Annotated in this window: 18 protein-coding genes and 1 riboswitch; of the genes, 1 reads left to right on the top strand and 17 read right to left on the bottom strand. The window is 43.1% G+C overall.

What is annotated here, in order from left to right; translation table 11 throughout:
- Positions 1-19: 19 nt before the first annotated feature.
- From EP737_RS23445 to pcrB, 4 genes are read right to left on the bottom strand one after another with little or no spacing between them, the layout of a single operon-like run.
- Complete coding sequence (locus tag EP737_RS23445) at positions 20-1204, bottom strand: CamS family sex pheromone protein (RefSeq protein ID WP_129731569.1); 1185 nt, start codon at positions 1202-1204, stop codon at positions 20-22.
- Positions 1205-1220: 16 nt separating this feature from the next.
- Positions 1221-3230 carry an NAD-dependent DNA ligase LigA gene (gene ligA, locus EP737_RS23440; RefSeq protein WP_129731567.1) on the bottom strand — a complete coding sequence of 670 codons (2010 nt, stop codon included), beginning with the start codon at positions 3228-3230 and terminating at the stop codon, positions 1221-1223.
- A gap of 15 nt (positions 3231-3245) precedes the next feature.
- Entirely contained in the window at positions 3246-5465 is a 2220-nt protein-coding gene (gene pcrA, locus EP737_RS23435; RefSeq protein WP_129731564.1) for a DNA helicase PcrA, read from the bottom strand.
- Between the two features lies 1 nt (position 5466).
- Positions 5467-6159 (bottom strand): heptaprenylglyceryl phosphate synthase, encoded by a 693-nt coding sequence (gene pcrB / locus EP737_RS23430; RefSeq protein ID WP_129731562.1) that lies wholly within the window; start codon positions 6157-6159, stop codon positions 5467-5469.
- A 182-nt stretch (positions 6160-6341) separates the two neighbouring features.
- Here pcrB and EP737_RS23425 point away from each other — a divergent pair, with 182 nt between their 5' ends.
- Positions 6342-6764: a YgaP-like transmembrane domain gene (locus tag EP737_RS23425; protein ID WP_129731560.1), complete on the top strand. Its 423-nt coding sequence runs from the start codon at positions 6342-6344 to the stop codon at positions 6762-6764.
- Positions 6765-7011: 247 nt separating this feature from the next.
- Here EP737_RS23425 and EP737_RS23420 read toward each other — a convergent pair whose 3' ends face one another.
- The 13 genes from EP737_RS23420 to purE all read right to left on the bottom strand — a co-directional run bounded on the left by EP737_RS23420 (position 7012) and on the right by purE (position 20659).
- Entirely contained in the window at positions 7012-7206 is a 195-nt protein-coding gene (locus EP737_RS23420; RefSeq protein WP_129731559.1) for a hypothetical protein, read from the bottom strand.
- 548 nt (positions 7207-7754) lie between these two features.
- Complete coding sequence (purD, locus tag EP737_RS23415) at positions 7755-9023, bottom strand: phosphoribosylamine--glycine ligase (RefSeq protein WP_129731557.1); 1269 nt, start codon at positions 9021-9023, stop codon at positions 7755-7757.
- Between the two features lie 18 nt (positions 9024-9041).
- The gene (purH, locus tag EP737_RS23410; RefSeq protein WP_129731555.1) at positions 9042-10580 is read right to left on the bottom strand and encodes a bifunctional phosphoribosylaminoimidazolecarboxamide formyltransferase/IMP cyclohydrolase; all 1539 of its coding nucleotides are present in this window, start codon (positions 10578-10580) and stop codon (positions 9042-9044) included.
- On the bottom strand, positions 10580-11155 hold the full coding sequence (gene purN, locus EP737_RS23405) for a phosphoribosylglycinamide formyltransferase (RefSeq protein WP_129731553.1): 576 nt from the start codon (positions 11153-11155) through the stop codon (positions 10580-10582). The genes purH and purN overlap by 1 nt, the downstream gene beginning before the upstream one ends.
- Positions 11152-12189, bottom strand: coding sequence for a phosphoribosylformylglycinamidine cyclo-ligase (gene purM / locus EP737_RS23400; protein ID WP_129731551.1), 1038 nt, complete (start codon positions 12187-12189; stop codon positions 11152-11154). The genes purN and purM overlap by 4 nt, the downstream gene beginning before the upstream one ends.
- Positions 12190-12397: 208 nt before the next feature.
- Entirely contained in the window at positions 12398-13807 is a 1410-nt protein-coding gene (gene purF / locus EP737_RS23395; RefSeq protein ID WP_129731549.1) for an amidophosphoribosyltransferase, read from the bottom strand.
- Complete coding sequence (gene purL, locus EP737_RS23390) at positions 13792-16014, bottom strand: phosphoribosylformylglycinamidine synthase subunit PurL (RefSeq protein WP_129731547.1); 2223 nt, start codon at positions 16012-16014, stop codon at positions 13792-13794. Before purL ends, purF begins: the two co-directional genes overlap by 16 nt.
- Positions 15998-16681: a phosphoribosylformylglycinamidine synthase subunit PurQ gene (purQ, locus tag EP737_RS23385; protein ID WP_129731545.1), complete on the bottom strand. Its 684-nt coding sequence runs from the start codon at positions 16679-16681 to the stop codon at positions 15998-16000. Before purQ ends, purL begins: the two co-directional genes overlap by 17 nt.
- The gene (purS, locus tag EP737_RS23380) at positions 16678-16932 is read right to left on the bottom strand and encodes a phosphoribosylformylglycinamidine synthase subunit PurS (RefSeq protein ID WP_129731543.1); all 255 of its coding nucleotides are present in this window, start codon (positions 16930-16932) and stop codon (positions 16678-16680) included. The genes purQ and purS overlap by 4 nt, the downstream gene beginning before the upstream one ends.
- A complete protein-coding gene (gene purC / locus EP737_RS23375; protein WP_129731541.1) occupies positions 16925-17644 on the bottom strand; it encodes a phosphoribosylaminoimidazolesuccinocarboxamide synthase in 720 nt (239 codons plus the stop codon). The genes purS and purC overlap by 8 nt, the downstream gene beginning before the upstream one ends.
- Positions 17645-17733: 89 nt before the next feature.
- The gene (gene purB / locus EP737_RS23370; protein ID WP_129731539.1) at positions 17734-19029 is read right to left on the bottom strand and encodes an adenylosuccinate lyase; all 1296 of its coding nucleotides are present in this window, start codon (positions 19027-19029) and stop codon (positions 17734-17736) included.
- Positions 19026-20177 (bottom strand): 5-(carboxyamino)imidazole ribonucleotide synthase, encoded by a 1152-nt coding sequence (purK, locus tag EP737_RS23365; protein WP_129731537.1) that lies wholly within the window; start codon positions 20175-20177, stop codon positions 19026-19028. The genes purB and purK overlap by 4 nt, the downstream gene beginning before the upstream one ends.
- Positions 20174-20659, bottom strand: coding sequence for a 5-(carboxyamino)imidazole ribonucleotide mutase (purE, locus tag EP737_RS23360; protein WP_129731535.1), 486 nt, complete (start codon positions 20657-20659; stop codon positions 20174-20176). Before purE ends, purK begins: the two co-directional genes overlap by 4 nt.
- Before the next feature lie 98 nt (positions 20660-20757).
- Positions 20758-20859: riboswitch (purine riboswitch) on the bottom strand.
- Positions 20860-21141: the final 282 nt, after the last annotated feature.

The raw sequence follows: 21141 nt of genomic DNA, 5'->3' as shown, positions 1-21141 counted from the left end.
AAATCCCATTCAGCTATTCCTAACTAAAAATATGAACAACCGGTTCCTCCTGATCCACATCACGGGTGATGACCGCTTCTGGATTATTCACAGAGTAAATATTTACTTCTACCTTTATATAATTCGGGAAATGCTCCATCACAAGGCCGGTTACATACTGAGTAAAGCCAATAATCTCAGCCTTTCCATTAAATTGCACAGGAATACTAATCTTTAGCTCCTGCAGCTGACCATCCTTATAAAAGCCGCGTCCGACAACAGCTGTGAAATCATCAGGGAAATACTCCGAAAGATCAGAACGGAAATTAGAAACTTTCATAGCATCCTCCCGATAATTTTTAGATGCCTCATCAGATGGAAATAGATAATACTTTTCGTCTACACTTTCCCAATCATCAGCTGTCTCGTCGCCTTTATCCACCTTTGTATATGCAAGGAGGTTACCAGGTACGAGCGAGGACTTTGCCTCCTGACGATAAATGGCAATAATAATAGGAACGTTTTTAAGTTCATCCTTTTTACGCAAGAGCTCCAGCACTGTTTGCGCCATTTTCTTCCCTTGCGCCAATGATTCTTCTACCGAAATCTGTTGCTCTCTCGGATAGCCTTGCTCTGTGTTGAAATAGTGTACAGAATTCATCGCAAGCCCAATCACAACACCGCCTAATTCTACCTTATTATCGCTTTTCTTCACAAGGTAGTTATGTTCTAAAATGTTGGAAATATAAATCGGGCTTTTCGCATTCTTTTCTTCAGCCGTCCCTGCTGCATTTTCCTCGAAGACAGGATTCAATCCGATATTTGGTACTTTTTTATTTAATTTCTTTTCAAGTTCAGCCTGCTGAGCATCAGTGCGCTTCCTCTCAACAAGCAGTTGTGCTGTTCGTTTGTCCAAATACTGGCCTTCTTGAAATAAATAATCCTTCGTACTGAAGGTTTTTTGCGCAATGCGCATCAGTCCTGTTTCAAACTCATCCATATCTAGCCGGCTGTTCAACCCTTGCACAACTAAGCCGCGGGCCGCCCCTTTTTGAAATGGAATGAGGGTTTTATAATATTCGTCTGAAATTGAATATTTTGGAACAACTGCACTTTCCTTTGAATCGCTCGTGTCTTTTACAATTTTCTCGTCTTTCTGAAAGCCTGGGCTGCAGCCGCTAAGGAGCAGCCAAAGGCTTGCGATAAGTAATGTTAACTTTTTCATACCCAACCGCCTACTATTAGTTATTAAGTTCCTGTAGAAATCTCTCTTCATCCCAAATTTCAATGTTATGCTTTTGCGCCTGCTCCAGCTTCGATCCCGCTGCTTCACCTGCAATGACCAGATCTGTGCTTTTACTTACACTTCCCGTTACTTTTGCACCTAAAGCTTCAAGTTTCTTCTTCGCCTCGCTTCGTCCCATTGATTCCATCTTCCCTGTTAGCACAACTGTTTTACCGGCAAGATACGAATCAACCTCGTCTACCTTCACAGGCTGCGGGCCTTTATATGTCATGTTTACGCCATACGCCTGAAGCTGCGTGATGAGCTGTTGCACCTCTTCATTTTCAAAATATGCTACGATAGATTGCGCCATCTTTTCCCCAATCTCTTTGATAGATGTCAATTCCTCTTGAGAAGCTGTCTGCAGCCGCTCCATTATTTGAAAATGCTGCGCTAGAGTACGTGCTGCCTTTGAGCCAACATGACGAATACCGAGACCAAACAACAGCTTTTCAAGCGAGTTGCCCTTGGACGTTTCAATTGAAGCAATTAAATTAGCAGCAGATTTCTCTCCAAAGCGCTCTAATGCCAGCAGCTGTTCCTTCGTAAGTGTATATAAATCAGCAAACGTGCGAATAAGCTTTCCCTCAAACAACTGGGTGATCACTCGCTCTCCTAACCCTTCAATATTCATTGCATCGCGAGATACAAAGTGAATCAGTCCCTCTCGAATCTTTGCCGAACACCCAGGGTTTATGCAGCGAAGCGCCACCTCCTCCTCTAGCCGGACAAGTTCACTACCACACTCCGGACAATGGACCGGCATGCGGAACTCATGCTCATCGCCTGTACGGCGCTCCTTAATTGAAGCCACTACCTCCGGAATAATCTCAGCAGCCTTTTTCACAATCACATAATCACCAATGCGGATATCCTTTTCGCGGATTAAATCTTCATTATGAAGAGAAGCCCGCCTTACAACCGTACCCGCCACACGAACCGGCTCCAAAATTGCAGTTGGTGTCACCACACCTGTGCGGCCTACATTTAGCTCTATATCAATTAGCTTTGTCGTTACTTCCTCTTCTGCAAATTTATATGCAACAGCCCAGCGTGGACTTTTTGCGGTTGTTCCTAAGCTTTCCTGTAGGGCTAAGTCATCTACCTTAATTACAATTCCATCAATTTCATAATCAAGAACATGCCGCTTCTCTTCCCACTCTTTTACAAAGGCAATTACCTCTTCAACAGTTTGGCAGACACGGCGATGTGGATTTGTTTTAAATCCCAGCTCTCCAAGCAGATTCAATGCCTCTCCATGGGAAAAAACCGTTCTCCCTTCCAAATTAGAAAGACCATAAACAAAGAAGGAAAGATTACGTTGCGCCGCAATCTTAGGATCAAGCTGTCTAAGCGAGCCCGCAGCAGCATTACGCGGATTTGCAAATAGCGTCTCCCCTCTTTTCTCCCGCTCCTCATTCAATCTTTTAAATGAGCTTTTTGGCATATAAGCTTCTCCGCGCGCTTCTAATGCTACACCCTCAGTAAGACGGAGCGGAATTGCTTTAATTGTTCTTAAATTACTGGTAATATCCTCTCCGGTTACCCCATCTCCACGCGTTGCGCCTTGTACAAACCGACCGTTTTCATAATGAAGAGAAACCGCAAGACCATCGATTTTCAACTCACAGACATACGATATATGCTCCGCACCCGTTCCCTGCCGCACTTTTCGATCAAAGTCCTTGATATCCCCTTCGTTATATGCATTTCCAAGACTTAGCATCGGTGCCTTATGCGTCACCTTTTGGAACATATCCAGCACCGGACCGCCAACACGAACAGTTGGAGAATCCTCTGTTGTCAGCTCTGGATTCTCCTCCTCAAGACGAAGCAGCTCCTGCATATAACGATCATATTCCGCATCGGGAACAGATGGATTGTCCAATACGTAATACTCATAATTTAGTTCATTTAAAATAGCCCTAAGCTCCTCAATGCGAGCTATCACAGCTTCATTTGACATCCTCTCACTTCCTTCCTACACCTTTGTAATTGGTGCAAATTTTGCAAGCAGACGTTTAATTCCGGTTGGACTTGGGAATGCGATATCGAGTTCCGTTCCATCTCCTGCGCCTTTCACACTTACAACCGTTCCAATGCCCCACTTCCCATGCGAAGCGCGGTCACCCGGCTTCCAATCCATCCGTTCACCGCCTGTTGCTTGTAGATTAGGCATTTGCACCGTGCTGCGGAGAGGAGCAGCAGCTCTTACCGGAGATGCCTTTGGCAACGTGCGTTGTTTTGGAACCTTATGAAGCGGCTCTATTAAGTCCTGCGGAATTTCCTTTATAAAACGGGATTCTGCATTTATATTTGTTCTTCCATATAATGTACGGCTTTGCGCATTTGTTAAATACAGCTCTTCCTCCGCACGAGTAATGCCAACATAAGCTAAGCGGCGTTCTTCCTCCATCTCGGTCTCATCCATTAATGCACGCAAATGCGGGAAAATTCCTTCTTCGAGGCCAAGAATAAATACAACCGGGAATTCCAATCCTTTCGCCGCATGCATTGTCATCATAATAACTTCTTCACCAGAATTACCCTGCTCATCGACGCGGTCAATATCAGCAACAAGCGCCAAGTCTGTCAGGAATGCCACAAGACTCTTGTCCTCACTCTGTTCTTCAAAGCTTTGCGTCACTGATAGAAATTCGTTCAAGTTTTCTAAACGGCCTTCTGATTCCAGTGTACGGTCATTTTTTAGCGCCTCACGGTATCCGGTTCTCTCTAATACATCCTCTACAAGCTCGGTAACAGATAAGTATTCCTGCATCTGCACCCAGCCATTAAGGTTTTTATAAAATTCCTCTACCATCTTAGCTGTTTTGCCTGTCAGCCCGACAAGGTCAATACGCTCCAACACCTCACCGAGCGACAAGTCGTGCATGCGCCCGTAGTTAATAATTTTGTCAATCGAAGCAGCCCCAATGCCGCGCTTTGGAACATTAATAATACGGGCGAAGCTAATCTCATCATCTGGGTTTGCAATTAAACGTAAGTATGCCAGTATGTCCTTAATCTCTTTCCGATCATAGAACTTTGTGCCGCCAACGATTTTGTATGGAATACCTGACTTTAAGAAAACCTCCTCGACAACACGGGACTGTGCATTCGTCCGGTATAATACGGCAAATTTACTATAATCACGCGTTCGTTTTTGTACCTCTTCCCGTATCTTCTTCGCGACAAAGTACGCTTCATCCTGTTCCGTTACTGCTCGGTAGTATGAAATATGGCTTCCTTGGTCATTATCGGTCCAAAGATTCTTTGCCTTGCGCTGCAGGTTGTTTTCAATCACTGCATTGGCAGCCTTTAAAATGTTTTGTGTAGAACGATAATTTTGCTCCAGCAAAATCACTTGCGCATTTGGATAATCCTTCTCAAAGGACAAGATATTTGCAATATCGGCACCACGCCAGCGATAGATAGATTGGTCGGAATCGCCCACTACACAAAGATTTTTCAAGCGAGATGCCATCATATTCACAAGCCTATATTGAGCCCTGTTCGTATCCTGGTACTCATCCACATGAATATACTGAAACTTCCGCTGATAAAATTCCAGTACTTCTGGTACACGCTCAAATAGCCGAATCGTTGTCATAATTAAATCATCGAAGTCTAGCGCATTGTTTTTTAAGAGACGGCTTTGATAATCCTTATACACATCACTAACCATTTTCTCAAATGGCTCGCCCGGCGTAATTTGCTTTGCGTAGTCCGCTGGAGAAAGCAATTCATTTTTCGCGCTGCTAATGCCGCTTAGCAAGGCTCGCGGTTCAAACTTCTTCGGATCTACATTACGCTCTTTTAAAATATTTTTAATGACCGTAAGCTGATCACTGTCATCTAAAATCGTGAAATTCCGGTTAATTCCGATCCGGTCGATATCACGACGCAAAATACGTACGCACATGGAATGAAACGTCGAAATCCAAATATCGCTCGCTTCCGGTCCTACAAGCCTATCGATACGATCGCGCATTTCACGCGATGCCTTATTCGTGAAGGTAATCGCCAATACATTCCAAGGCGCCACACCTTTCTCAGCTAATAAATATGCAATGCGGTGTGTTAACACACTTGTTTTTCCACTGCCGGCTCCCGCCATAATAAGGAGTGGTCCGTCTGTCGCTTTTACCGCCTGCTGCTGCTCCCGGTTCAAGCCTGTTAATAATTTTTCTGCTGCATTCATTTTATTTCCTCCCTTTTACCGCCTGTACCGTTCGCAAAGCCTCCTCAATGTTCGTATATATAACATTCCCGACTACAACGGTATCCGCATGCTGCGCCATTTCCGCAGCCTGCTGGGCACTTGTGATACCTCCTCCATAATACAACTTGGCATGGTCGAGCTCTTCCTTTACTTGCTTCACAAGCTCCGGATCTCCGTAAGTGCCGCTGTACTCTAAATAAAAAATGGGCAAACGGAATAGCTTGTCTGCCAGACGTGCATAAGCAATGACATCATCTGTTGTTAAATCACATCGTGCCTCTGACAGCTTTGCTGCTTTTGCATCCGCATTTAGAATACAGTAGCCTTCTGTAAAAATTTCATCCCAATTCATAATGTCGCCGAACTCCCTCAGCGCCTCATGATGAAGGCCCGTAATCCATTCCGTTCTCTGACTGTTGAGCACAGTTGGTATATAGTAATAATCAAACCCTGGCGTAACCGAATCAATTGTTGATACTTCAAGCACGCATGGCACACTATATCTTCGAATGCTCGCGAGCATATAGAGCACATTATCGAGGGTAACACCATCGCTGCCGCCGACAATGACAGCATCTGTTCCAGACTCGCAAATGCGCTCTAGGTCTCGTTCGCTCAGTTCCTTCTCTGGATCAAGTTTAAACACATGTTTCCATCCAAAAAACTCCTCCATGAAAACACCTCTTTCTTCTTAATGCATCGTTTCATTATACCAAAAAATGATGAGAACACGTACAATCCATCCTTAACCTATACCGAAATATTGGATTGTATATTGTAAAAAAGGCGAGGGACATTATACATTGAAGCGGGATTCTTCCCCTTTAATGCTCATGTAAAAAGGAGCTGAGCCAATTGTTTCATTTAAAACAAAATATCGGTATCGTAAATGCGCTTATTCGCATCACAATCGGGCTAACAATGATCAGCCTATCATCAGCCAAGCTTGTTAGAAAACCTTGGTGCTTCTCCTCCAAGCTTTCTATTTTCTTTGGAGCGATGAAGGTAGCCGAAGGGATTGTCAGGTTCTGTCCGATAGTAGAGGCAATGAAGTTCGGTAAGTACATGAACTTACCAGCGATGAGTATGCTGACGAAAACAAATCATAAGCAGCAAGAAGACGAGCCGTCCAGCAGAGGCAGCGAGAAACACCACTCTGCCCCAAGCAGCAGCAATAGTGATAAACACGAAGCTGCATCGAATAACAACGGCTACGATGCTTCTGATAAACAGGTAGAGACAGCAATAGAAGCGATTCTGGGTACGAAATCATTGTGAAGTCGGAAGAAGAATCATCCTATTTCTGTGAGCTATTAATATGTTTCCAAACAAAATCCCCCATCTCACATGAGACGGGGGATTCTGTTGTAGCGCAACTACACTGCTAAATTATAAAGGAAGTTGGTGATGGTTATATCATTTGAAGCTGCAATTGTATTCAAATTTTACGAAAAGGTTCCATCTGTTCCTGCAGCCTTTTCGTCCTCTTTAGGATCAACCTTTATGCGTATTTAGAATAAGCACCTTATAATGAAGATTCTTCCTTCGGTGAAGGTTCTACATTCTGAGTACCCTGCTCAGCCTTATCAGGTTTTAAATAATCAGATACATATATATGCCCTTCCCCATTACAAACCTTGCATTTGATAAAGGAAAGCAGCCTGAATCCAAACTTTTGCCCGTCTCCTTGACAATGCGGACAGATATATCGAAATGCCATGATAATCTTCCTTCCTATTTCTCAATATGAGTAAAAGCTTGTATAAAAAATAAACGTAGGTCCTTTGCAATATTTTATCAAGTTCCTTACATCGTTTGGATTATTATAACGTAACGAACATAACGTATGGTTACAAGAGGATGAAGTTTTCATTACATCCTGAATAAGAGGAAATAACTTCATCAATCAAGCAAAATTTTCAACTATTTACACATTATAAAGTTGCGCTGCAAGAAATAAAAAAGGTCCATCCGTAATCCGGATAGACCTTTTTGCATCTATTTATCTTCTCGCTTATTAAATAAAAGGACATTATGATGATATTCCTTACCCCCTAGTACCAGCCCCACCTACGCTGTATACCGTGACGGCCACGCGCGCCATCCAACCCAATTACTAGTATAATAGAAAATACCTAAAATGTAAAGCGCTTACATTTAATCCAATTTAAGTTTTTTCATAATTCCATTCTGTTATGGGGTAAATAAACAAAAAAGGAGGTAACTGTCAAAATGTACTTAACACTTTTGACAGTCACCTCTTTACTTTTATATCGTCACAAAATCAATTGCCTTTTGCCCGATATCAGAGCGATAGAACAGGCCTTCACTCTTAATATTTTCAAGCTCTTTATAAACCTTTGCCTTTGCCTCGCGCAAGTCGCTGCCCTTGCAAGCAACAAACAGCACACGACCGCCATCATTGACGAATTGTCCGTCTTTGACAGCTGTGCCTGCGTGAAACACAAGTACGTCTTTACTTAAAGCATCCAGTCCAAAAATTGGGTAGCCTTTTTTATACTCTTCTGGGTAGCCTTTAGATGCTAAGAACACACCAACAAGTGCATCTGTTGACCATTCTAGCTTCGGCTCTTTGCCGTCCAATACATCAATCATAACTTCTACAAGATCACTTTCTAACAGCGGCAGTAAAACCTCTGTCTCTGGGTCGCCGAATCTTGCGTTGAACTCGATAACCTTTGGACCTTGTGCCGTTAAAATAAGACCTGCATATAAAATGCCTGTAAATGAGCGGTCTTCCTGTACCATCGCATTTGCAACAGGTTGTAGAATTGTCTCAACAGCCTCATCCAACACGCTTTGAGGGATTTGCGGAACCGGAGAATATGCGCCCATTCCACCTGTATTTGGACCCTCATCGTTGTCAAACGCACGCTTATGATCCTGTGAGATAATCATTGGATACACAGCTGTGCCGTTTACGAATGCCATAAAGGAGAATTCTTGTCCTTCTAAGAACTCTTCCACAACAACCTTTTGGCTTGCATCACCAAACTTTGCGTCAACCATCATTTCCTTTACAGCGGACAATGCATCTTCAAGTGTCATCGCTACTGTTACACCTTTACCAGCTGCTAGTCCATCTGCTTTAATAACGATTGGTGCACCGATCTTTTCAATATAAGCCGCTGCATCCTCGTAATTTGTAAATGTTTCGTAGGCTGCTGTTGGAACATTATATTTCTTCATTAATTCTTTTGTAAATGCTTTGCTGCCTTCAATAACTGCTGCGTTAGCGCGTGGTCCAAATACACGAAGACCTGCTGCTTCAAACGCATCCACAGCACCGTTTGTTAACGGAACCTCAGGGCCAACCATTGTTAAGCCAACGTTATTTTCCTTTGCAAACGCAACAAGTGCATCAAAATCATTTTCGTCAATTGCTACAGGTGTAGCAACGTCTTTCATTCCTTCGTTGCCAGGTGCAACATATACCGTCTCAACTTGCTTCGATTGTGCGAATTTCCACGCCAATGCGTGCTCACGGCCGCCGCGGCCAATTACTAAAACGTTCATGGTTTTCCTCCTGCCGAATTAATGTTTAAAGTGACGAACTCCTGTAAACACCATTGCAATGCCGTACTCATCCGCTTTTTTGATGGAATCTTCGTCACGGATAGAGCCGCCCGGCTGGATAATCGCCGTTACGCCTGCTTTTGCTGCCGCTTCTACTGTATCATCCATTGGGAAGAATGCATCAGAAGCAAGGGCTGAGCCTTTTGCTTTTTCTCCTGCTTGCGCAAGTGCAATGTTTGCAGCGCCGACACGGTTCATTTGTCCTGCTCCGATACCGATTGTCATGTTATCCTTCGCTACAACAATCGCATTGGATTTCACATGCTTAACAACTTTCCAGCCTAGCTTCAAATCTTCCCACTCTTGCTCTGTTGGCTGACGCTTCGTTGGAATTGTCACGTTTGCATCTTCTAAAGACAGGATGTCCTCTTCCTGTACTAATAAGCCGCCCTGTACAGATGTGAGCTTTTTGCTTGCTGCAGCGCCCTTCGCAATATCAATTGTAAGAAGGCGAATATTTTTCTTTCCTTGTAGAACCTCTAGCGCTTCTTTAGAGAACGATGGAGCGATAACGATTTCTAAGAAAATTTCATGCAGCTTTTCTGCTGTTGCCTTATCGATTTCGCGATTTGCTGCTACAATGCCGCCGAAGATCGATACTGGATCTGCTGCATATGCACGCTCATACGCTTCTTCAATTGTGCTGCCAACGCCAACGCCGCAAGGATTCATATGCTTAACTGCCACAACTGCAGGCTCAGTGAACTCCTTTACAATGCTAAGAGCTGCATCGGCATCGTTGATGTTGTTGTAAGACAGTTCTTTCCCATGAAGCTGCTCTGCATAAGCGATAGAAGATGCTGTCGCAAATGCACTCTTATAAAAAGTAGCTTTTTGATGCGGATTCTCTCCGTAGCGAAGATCCTGCTTCTTCTCAAATGTTACAGTGATTGATTCAGGGCTTTCTTCTCCAACCTGCTTTGTTAAATACTCAGAAATCAGTGCATCATAAGCAGCTGTATGACGGAATACCTTCGCAGCTAATTTTTGTTTTAACCCCTTCGATACTTCACCGTTTTCCTTTAGCTCTGTTAAAACAGCACCATAATCAGCTGGATCTACAAGAACAGTCACATACTCATGATTTTTCGCTGCAGAACGAATCATTGTTGGACCGCCGATATCGATATTTTCAATCGCATCTTCAAAAGTAACATCTGGCTTAGAAACTGTTTCTTTAAACGGATATAGGTTTACAACAACGAAATCAATCGGCTGAATGCCAAGCTCATTTGCTTGGGCCATATGCGTCTCATTATCGCGAACCGCAAGCAAGCCGCCATGAATATTCGGATGAAGGGTTTTCACACGGCCATCCATAATTTCAGGAAATCCTGTTACATCTGAAATACCGATTACATTTAAGCCTTTTTCTTGTAATAGCTTCTTTGTTCCGCCCGTAGAGATAACCTCTACTCCTTGCTCGATTAAGCCTTGTACAAATTCGACAATGCCTTCTTTATTTGATACGCTCACTAATGCGCGTTTTGTTGCCATTATAATTTCGCTCCTGTCTGTACTAAATCTCGGATTGTCTGCACATACAAAGTATGTTCGACAGCTTGGATCTTCTTTTGCAGACTTTCGTACGTGTCATTCTCTACCTTTACTGCTTGTTGGGCAATAATCGGGCCCGTATCCATTCCTTCATCTACATAGTGAACTGTAACACCTGTCTCCTCCACACCTGCGGCTAAAGCCTGTCCAATTGCATCTTTACCCGGAAAGCTTGGAAGCAACGAAGGATGGATGTTCACAATATGTCCGCTGTAAGCAGATAAAAGTGTTTCGCCGATTAAACGCATATAGCCGGCTAGAATAATCCAATCCGCTCCTGCCTGCTGCACATGTTTTATAATTTCTGTTTCAAAGGCAGCCTTAGAAGGGTAATCCTTTGCAGAAAAAACAAACACTGGAATGTTATGCTTATTGGCACGTTCAATTACCTTGGCACTAGGTTTATCACATACTAGTAAGGTAATTGTCACATCTAAAGCTCCGCATTCCACCGCATCGACCAGCGCTTGAAAGTTCGTACCGCTCCCCGATGCAAATACCGCTATTCGACTCATGCAAACGCGCCTCCAAAACTAATGCCTTCTCCTGCTTTTGTACGACCGATTACGTAAGCTTTTTCTCCCTGCTCTTCCAGAAGGGCTGTGATACCAGCTACATCTTCTTCCTTCACCGCAAGCACCATTCCGATACCCATGTTGAAAATGTTGAACATTTCCTGTTGATCTAACTTTCCTGTTTCCTGCAGTAAATCGAAAATTGGCAAGATAGGCCAAGAGCCGTACTCAATTTCCGCTCCAATTCCTTCAGGAAGCATACGTGGGATATTCTCAATAAAACCGCCGCCAGTAATGTGAGCCATTCCTTTAATCTCAAATTGCTTGAGCGCTGCTAAAATTGGTTTTACATAAATTTTTGTAGGAACTAACAGCTCTTCGCCAAGTGTATTCTCAATTTTGCCGTGCTTCTCATGAAGAGATAGCTTTCCAACCTCAAAAAGAACTTTACGTACGAGGGAATAACCGTTACTATGAATCCCGCTTGAAGCCAAACCGATTAACACATCGCCAGCTGCAATGTTTTGTCCTGTTACAAGCTTTTGTTTGTCGGCAATACCTACTGTAAATCCTGCTAGATCATACTCTTCTTCCGTGTACATGCCTGGCATTTCTGCTGTTTCTCCGCCGATTAATGAGCAGCCTGCTTGTTCACAGCCTTGTGCTACTCCTTTTACGATGCTTTCAATCTTCGCAGGATCTGCCTTTCCACATGCAAGGTAATCAAGGAAGAATATAGGCTCCGCACCTTGTACAACAATGTCGTTTACACACATTGCTACTGCGTCCACCCCGATTGTATCGTGTTTATCCATAATAAAAGCCACCATGAGCTTCGTACCAACACCATCCGTACCAGATACAAGCACAGGCTCTTTTAAACCAAATTTTGAAATATCAAACATACCGCCGAAGCCGCCTAATCCACCAAGCACTTCTGGTCTGATTGTTTTTTGTACGTGCTTTTTCATGCGGGATACGGCCTCATAGCCTGCTTCGATATCAACGCCCGCTTGTTTATATGCATTTGCCATCTATAAATTACCTCCTTTTTAAGAAAAGCGGACACAGCCCGCTTTCGCTCCCGTAGTAAAATGTTCCCCAAAACGGAAGAATCTTTTCCTTTTATGCTGGGAGTCATGTTACGGAAGGGAGCAGGCTGTGGTAGCTAGACAGCCCCACTTATCTTATATTTTCCCTAATGTAAGAAACGCGGCTTCTACCGAAGTAGAAGCCTGTAAGTTAACTGCGCTGATGCACCAATTCATCTTCATAAGTCGGCGTTGGATACTTTCCGTTAAAACATGCCGTGCACTGTCCGCGTGATTCTGTTGTATTCGGACGGCCTACTGCTTCCAGCATTCCCTCTTCGGTCAAGAATGCCAATGAGTCTGCCCCAATTAACTCGCGAATTTCCTCAACAGAATGCGACGAAGCAATCAGTTCCTCGCGCGTAGATGTATCAATGCCGTAATAGCAAGGATTCATAATAGGAGGTGAAGCAATGCGAACATGAACCTCTATTGCTCCTGCATCACGAAGCATTTGTACAATACGTCGGCTTGTTGTACCGCGTACAATGGAATCATCGATCATAACAACACGTTTTCCTTCGACGATACCACGAACAGGAGAAAGCTTCATTTTCACACCGCGCTCACGCAGTTCTTGTGAAGGTTGAATAAACGTCCGGCCTACATATCTATTTTTAATTAGACCAATCTCGTATGGAATACCCGATACTTCAGCAAAGCCGATTGCTGCAGAAATACTGGAGTCTGGAACACCTGTTACAACATCTGCTTCAATCGGTGCTTCATACGCCAATTTTTTCCCCATGCTTTTGCGTGCCGCGTGCACGTTAATACCAGAGATATTGCTGTCTGGGCGGGAAAAATAAATATATTCCATGCTGCAAATCGCATCTCTTGTTTGCGTTGTAAAAGTGTGAGACTCTATTCCTTCATCAGAAATAACAAGCAGTTCGCCTGGCAGAACATCACGAATATAGCGTGCTCCTACTACATCAAAAGCACATGTTTCAGATGCAACCACATACGCGCCGTCCATTTCTCCAAGAGCAAGCGGACGGAATCCATTTGGATCAAGCGCTACAAGAAGCTGTGTTTCTGTCATCATTAAGAAAGCGAATGCACCTTCAATTTTATTTAAAGCTACCTTAGCGCGATCTAATAATGGAAATTCACTGTGACGCTTTAACAAATGCGCTAAAACCTCTGTATCAGATGTGGTTTGGAAAATACTTCCTTGCATCTCAAGCTCAAGCTTTAATTTGTTAGCATTCACAAGGTTTCCGTTATGAGCAAGCGCAAGACTTTCTAACTGCGAACGGAACAGAAGCGGCTGCACGTTTTCGTGACCGCCTCCTCCTGCTGTTGCGTAGCGAACATGTCCAATAGCAGCTTTTCCGTTTAGCTTTTCCAATTGTCCTTGCGAAAACACCTCTGTCACTAACCCAAGACCTTTATGGCCAACTAGCTTCTCTCCGTTGCTGACAACAATACCGGCTCCTTCTTGCCCACGGTGCTGCAGACTGTGCAGACCGTAATACGTGATTTGCGCCGCATTTTCATGACCCCAAATGCCGAAAATCCCGCATTCTTCATTTAAGCCTTTTATTTCAGCAAGCATGCAATTGCTCCTTTCCAAGCATCCCTCATCACATCTACTGAAGCTTGTACAAGCACTTGCTCCTCTTCACCTTGAATTACAAGCTCGTTTGTGTTTGTCACTTCTCCAATAAGATACGCTTCAACCGCTTGTTCAAATGCTTCTTTATTTTCTGGCTTAACTGACACAACAAAGCGTGATTGTGTTTCTGCAAATAAAGCAGCTACCGCTTCGCCTGTTACTTTTACATTTGCTCCAAGGCCTTTTGTCCCAATTAGAGCTTCGGCAATTGCTACTGCAAAACCGCCTTCAGCCACGTCATGAGCAGATTGCACAAGACCATCTTGGATTGCGCTTAATAATTGCTTTTGGCGCTTTGATTCTACATCTAAATCAATCGCTGGAGCTTGTCCAAAGATTCGACCATCATTCAATAGTTTTTGCAGTTCGCTTCCGCCAAATTCTGCTTTTGTTTCTCCAATTACATATACTAAGTCGCCAGCTTGCTTGAACTCTTGTGTTGTAATATGGCCTAAATCGTGTACAAGACCCACCATACCAACAGTAGGAGTTGGATAAATTGCCTCACCGCTGCGCTCATTGTATAATGATACGTTTCCGCCGATAACCGGTGTGCTTAACGTACGGCAAGCTTCGCTCATACCGTCTACAGACTTTTCAATTTGCCAGAAAATTTCTGGCTTTTCTGGATTTCCGTAGTTTAAGCAGTCTGTAATCGCAAGAGGCTCTGCTCCGGAACAAACAATATTACGAGCTGCTTCAGCTACAGCAATTTTTCCGCCTGTTTCCGGATCTAGGTAGATATAGCGAGAGTTACAATCCGTTGTCATCGCTAACGCCTTTTTCGTTCCGCGTACGCGTACAACAGCAGCATCAGAACCAGGTGTTACAACTGTATTTGTACGAACTTGATAATCGTATTGGTCATATACCCATTCCTTGCTTGCGATTGTCGGCTGCTGCAAGAGAGTAAGCAATGTTTCTTTATAATCATTTACTGCTGGTGTTTCTAGCTCCATCCCTTGGAATTCAGCAAAGTATGCAGGTTCTGAAGATGGCTTATGATACACTGGTGCTTCCTCAGCTAAAGCATCAGCAGGAACCTCTGCCACAATTGCACCATTATGATATAAGCGAAGCATTTTATCGTTTGTTACCTTACCGATTGATACAGCTTCTAAGCCGTACTTGTGGAATAGGTCAACAATTTCCTGCTCGCGTCCTTTTTTCACAACGATAAGCATACGCTCTTGAGATTCAGATAGCATCATTTCATATGCTGTCATACCTGTTTCACGCTGTGGTACATGATCTAGGTACATCTCAATTCCCATGCCGGCTTTACTTGCCATTTCCGCAGAAGAAGATGTAAGTCCTGCTGCACCCATGTCTTGAATACCAACAAGTGAATCAAAGTGTACAAGTTCTAAACATGCTTCAAGTAAAAGCTTTTCCATAAATGGATCGCCTACTTGTACAGCTGTACGTTTAGATTCTGATTCCTCAGAAAGATCTTCAGATGCGAATGTTGCACCGTGGATGCCATCGCGTCCTGTAGCTGCACCAACGTACATAACTGTGTTGCCTTCGCCGTGTGCTTGACCTTTTTTAATATCTTCATGGTTGATTAAACCTACGCACATTGCGTTAACAAGCGGATTTCCTTCGTAGCAATCATCAAACTGGATTTCGCCGCCTACTGTCGGAATCCCGATGCAGTTTCCATAGCCTGCAATACCAGCAACTACTTCTTCAAATAAATATTTCACGCGCGGAGTTTTCAATTCTCCGAAGCGAAGAGAGTTCAAAATCGCAATTGGACGAGCTCCCATGGAGAACACATCACGGATGATACCGCCCACCCCTGTTGCTGCACCTTGATACGGCTCAATCGCAGACGGATGGTTATGGCTCTCAATTTTAAATACAACCGCTTGATTGTCTCCGATATCTACAATACCCGCGCCTTCTCCCGGACCTTGCAATACGCGCTCGCCTGTTACTGGAAACTTACGAAGTACAGGCTTGGAGTTTTTGTAGCTGCAGTGCTCAGACCACATAACAGAGAAAAGACCGATTTCTGTGTAGTTTGGAAGGCGGCCGAGAATACGTTCGACCATGCCGAATTCTTCATCAGATAATCCCATTTCGGCATATATTCTTTTTTCTTTAATTTGCTGTGGATTTGGCTCAAGCTGTAACGACATACGTTTCCCTCCAGTGCTTCAAAATAGATCGGAACATTTTCAATCCGTCCGCTCCGCCTAACAATTCGTCTACAGCGCGCTCAGGATGCGGCATCATTCCAAGTACATTTCCTTTTTCGTTCACAATACCAGCGATATCAACTAAGCTTCCGTTCGGGTTGCTAGCATAAGTGAACACGATTTGGTTATTTGCTTGTAATTTCTTAAGAGTTTCCTCATCACAGTAATAGTTACCCTCACCATGTGCAATCGGAATCGTGATGATTTCTCCAGCCTCATATTGTGAAGTAAACATTGTATTGTTGTTTTCTACACGAAGCTCAACCGGACGGCACATAAACTTCAGGTCTTGGTTGCGAATTAAAGCACCTGGCAGCAAACCAGATTCTACCAAAATCTGGAATCCATTACATACACCTAAAACCGGTTTACCCGCTTCAGCTGCTTTTTTCACAGCAGCCATTACATTTGAATAATGGGCAATTGCTCCACAGCGCAGGTAATCACCGTAGGAGAAACCGCCTGGCAATAGAACTGCATCATACTCATCTAAGTTGTCGGCACTATGCCAAACATATTCTACTTCTTCCCCAAGCTCATCCTTCACAGCATGATACATATCCACGTCACAGTTGGAACCAGGAAAAACGATTACGGCGAATTTCACTGTGCGACTACCTCCTCAACATCATAACGGTAATCTTCAATTACAACATTCGTTAGAAGCTTTTCACACATTTCTTTTACAAATGTATCGATGTCCGCTACATCTTGATCAATTTTCAACTCCAAGTATTTTCCGATACGTACATCTTGTACAGCATTAAAAGACAAGCTGTGCAAAGCACCTTTTACCGCATTTCCTTGTGGATCAAGCACGCTTTCGCGTAACGTAACATAAACTTTTACTTTATACATGTGAAGCTCCCCCTAATCGTTTTAAAATTTCTTCATAAGCATCTGTTAAGTTTCCTAAATCACGACGGAATACATCTTTATCAAACTTTTCATTGCTTTCTTTATCCCAAAGACGGCATGTATCCGGTGAAATTTCATCAGCTAATAAAATACTGCCATCTTCTGTTACACCAAACTCAAGCTTAAAGTCGACTAATCTAACACCGCATGCTGAAAAATGCTCTGTTAAAACATCGTTCACCTTTAGTGCCGCTTCGCGCAAAGTCACAAGCTGCTCAGACGAAGCAAGTTCTAACAAATGAATGTGATCCTCCGTTACAAGCGGGTCGCCTAAGCTATCGTCTTTATAATAAAATTCAACAATTGTCGATTTTAGCTGCACACCTTCTTCTAAGCCAAGACGCTTTGAAAGGCTGCCGGCAGCAATATTTCGAACCACTACCTCAAGAGGAATAATTTTTACTGCTTTCACAAGCTGCTCTGTATCAGACAATTTTTCAATAAAGTGACTAGGAATTCCAGCTTCATGCAGCTTTTGGAACAACAGGCTTGTGATTTCATTATTCAAGCGTCCTTTACCAGAAATGCTTGCCTTTTTCTCACCATTAAAAGCTGTCGCACTGTCCTTATATTCTACCCAAACGATGCCTTCCTGCTCCGTCCGGTAAATTCTCTTTGCTTTTCCCTCATAGAGCAAATCTAATTTTTGCATGCCGAGTGCCCCCTATATTTCGAATAATAAGAATCATCAGACCAAACAATATGGCACAGAACGCATATATTCTGTGCCATATCCAGTTATCAGTTTAAGCCGAGACGTTCAAAAATTGTATCTACATGCTGTAAATGATATTCGTAGTTAAAGCATTCGTTAATTTCTTCTTGAGATAGTTTGCTTGTGATACGCTCATCACTTTCTACAAGCTCCTTGAACTGGACTTGCTTCTCCCATGCTTCCATCGCTTTCGGCTGTACAATATCATAAGCTTCTTCGCGAACAAGACCTTTGTCAATCAAGGAAAGCATAACTCGTTGGGAATAGATAAGACCGAATGTTCTTTGCATGTTGCGCTTCATGTTTTCTGGGAATACCGTTAAGTTTTTCACGATATTTCCGAAGCGGTTTAACATATAGTTAAGAGCGATCGTTGCATCCGGTAAAATAACGCGCTCAGCAGATGAGTGGGAAATATCACGCTCATGCCAAAGCGGAACGTTCTCATATGCTGTCATCATGTAACCACGAATCACACGAGCCAATCCTGTCATGTTTTCAGAACCGATTGGGTTACGTTTATGAGGCATAGCAGAAGAACCTTTTTGGCCTTTTGCGAAGAACTCTTCTACTTCACGTGTTTCACTTTTTTGCAGACCGCGAATCTCTACAGCCATTTTTTCAATAGATGTTGCAACAAGAGCCAGTGTTCCCATATAGTGAGCATGACGATCACGCTGCAATGTTTGTGTTGAAATTGGAGCTGCTTCTATTCCAAGATTCTCACATACAAATTTTTCAACGAACGGATCAATATTTGCATACGTACCAACAGCACCAGAAATTTTACCTACGCGTACGCTCTCAGCAGCTTGCTTGAAACGCTCCAAGTTACGTTTCATTTCTTCATACCAAAGTGCCAATTTCAAACCAAATGTAGTTGGTTCTGCATGAACACCATGTGTTCTTCCCATCATTACTGTATATTTATGCTCTTTAGCTTTTTCTTTCAAAATTTCAACGAAACGCTCAATATCCTTAAGAAGGATTTCATTTGCTTGTCTAAGCAAATAAGATAACGCTGTGTCTACTACGTCTGTAGATGTTAAACCATAGTGCACCCACTTGCGCTCTTCACCAAGTGTTTCAGATACTGCTCGTGTAAATGCAACAACATCATGACGTGTTTCTTCTTCAATTTCATAAATGCGATTGATATCAAAGGATGCATTTGCGCGAAGCTTTTGTACATCTTCTTTTGGAATGTCGCCCAGCTCTGCCCATGCTTCACATGCTAAAATTTCTACTTCAAGCCATGCTTGAAACTTATTTTCTTCCGTCCAAATTGCTCCCATTTCCGGGCGTGTATAACGATTAATCATTTCGTCCCCTCCAATACTTGTTCTTCCCTATGCCAAATGCCTAGTGTTTGTGCCTTTTGTAAAGCTGTATCTATATCATCTGCTAAGATGTTTAAGTGTCCCATCTTGCGCTTATGCTTTGCCTCTTTTTTTCCATATAAATGTAACTTGCTGTCTGACAGCTGCCCAATCTGGCTTAGGATTCCTTCTATATGTTCTCCTAAAATGTTCACCATGACAACTGGTTTTAGCAATGTTGTTTCAGCAAGCGGCCAGTTGCAAATCGCACGTACATGCTGCTCAAACTGACTTGTCTCACATGCATCAATTGTATAGTGTCCTGAGTTATGAGGTCTTGGAGCTAATTCGTTAACATATAGTCCGCCGCCTGCAGTTACAAACATTTCTACAGCAAGCGTACCGACTAATCCAAGCTCATTTGCCAAATGCTCCGCACACTCTAGCGCTTTTTGTTCAACTTCCTTCGAAATTCGAGCAGGTACAATCGTTTCATGTAAGATATTCTCAACATGGATGTTTTCTGCTACCGGGAACACCTTTGTCTCTCCGCTAACAGATCGCACGACAATAACGGAAATTTCTTTTTCAAATGGCACCCAAGCCTCTAAAATACATTCCGCTTGCTCTGCGAGTTCGATTGCAGGGGCGAGTCCTTCTTTATTTCGAATCACGACTTGTCCCTTACCGTCATATCCACCCGTTGTTGTTTTTAACACACAAGGATAGGATAACTTCTCGACCGCAGCAAGTAACTCCTGTTGGCTGCGAACTAGCTCATAAGGAGCAACTGGAATCCCCGCTTGAGAGATTGCATTCTTCTCTGTAAACCTGTTCTGAGTAGTCTTCAGTACCCTGCTCCCTTGTGGTAAATACGCATGTTGCTCTAGCCACCGTAGACAATCATAGTCAATATTTTCAAATTCATACGTAATGACATCACTGACTGTAGCTAATTGTTCAATAGCCTGTAAATCGTTATAAGGCGCAACAATTTCTATATCCGCGATCTGTGCACAAGGACCATTTGGAGTCGGCTCTAATACGGCAATATTATAACCCATCTCTCTTGCAGAAATAGCCATCATCCGTCCAAGCTGGCCGCCTCCGATAATACCTATCGTTTGACCAGGTATAATCTTCTTCGTCATAGGAGTTCACTGCCTTCTAATACCGTTCTTTTTGTTTCTTCTCTTCGCTTTTCCAAAGCCATATATATTGTCTCATCAAATGCTCCGAGAATTTCTGCTGCTAGCAAGCCAGCATTTGTTGCCCCAGCTTTTCCGATCGCTACAGTTGCAACTGGAACTCCTCCCGGCATTTGAACGATTGATAATAAAGAATCCATCCCATTTAACGCTTTTGACTGTACAGGAACACCAATGACAGGAAGTGTTGTTTTCGCCGCCACCATGCCTGGTAAATGAGCAGCTCCTCCAGCACCTGCAATAATGACCTTAAGTCCTTTTTCTCTTGCAGCCTCTGCATATTCAAACATATAATCCGGAGTACGGTGGGCTGATACAACTTGTTTTTCATATGAAATCCCTAGCTCATCCAGTACATCACATGCGTGCTTCATCGTTTCCCAATCTGAAGTGCTTCCCATAATAACTCCAATTACCGGTTTCATACCGAGCCTCCCATCCAAATAAAAAAGCCTAAGCAAAGTATTCCCACTATGAGGGAAAGTACTCTACTTAGGCGTGTTCACTCTGTCAAAATCAGACACACTAAGCGGCTTTCCCTCATAGTCCGATGATTTACGGTCATCAGGTAGAAACTTGCAGGCCATATCCCTGCGATTATATGAGGTTATTTTTCGTTTTCTTGTCTCCTTCGTTATCTTACCAATCTTTTTAAAGAAGTGTCAACTAAAAATCGAATATTTATATACCCTAAAAAAATATTGTTCGTCTTTTGTTAGTTGAATGGAAAAAACAAGATTTAAATGCGAAAAATAAGCCGAAGAAAGCGTTTAAACAACATCTATATAAAAAACGGTATTCAGACAAAAGATAGCATTATTAAAGCCCGATTTAGATATGAGTGTGTGCAAGCTGCTATTCCTTTGTTAGCTATTTCACTCGCCCCATAATAGTTTAAAAATATGTA

Origin of the sequence: Ectobacillus funiculus, assembly GCF_004138295.1 — a bacterium.
Lineage (GTDB): Bacteria > Bacillota > Bacilli > Bacillales > Bacillaceae_G > Ectobacillus > Ectobacillus funiculus.
The sequence above is the reverse complement of the archived record's forward strand: the minus strand, read 5'-3'. Positions and strand labels throughout refer to the sequence as shown.